Here is a 297-nt window from a genome sequence, read left to right as displayed (position 1 = left end):
CCGACTTGGCGACGAAGTAATGATTGAGCTATTTAATACAGGTGGTGATATGCACCGAAGAACCGCATCTGTTATGACTGAAAAACCTGAGGAAGAAATTGTGAAGAAAGAACGTACAGACGCCAAGGCAGGGAATTTCGGTATCACATATGGAGGTACGGAGCATGCCCTTCAGTTCACTTTTAAAACGAAATATCTGATTCGTAAAACATTAGATGAGTGCGCGAAGATTGTAAATGCAGTTAAATCAGCTTACAAACGTATACCGGAATATCAACGGAAGATTGTTTTAGAAGC

General features: G+C 40.7%; 1 protein-coding gene. It reads left to right on the top strand.

The window, feature by feature from the left end:
* Nucleotides 1–297: DNA polymerase (locus KVT34_RS30115; RefSeq protein WP_254635245.1), on the top strand; the 297-nt coding region annotated here is incomplete at both ends.

The organism is Paenibacillus sp. GbtcB18 (genome assembly GCF_019091125.1).
Lineage (GTDB): Bacteria > Bacillota > Bacilli > Paenibacillales > NBRC-103111 > Paenibacillus_F > Paenibacillus_F chitinolyticus.
Note: the sequence above shows the minus strand (reverse complement) of the source record. Positions and strands in the feature narration are given on the sequence as shown.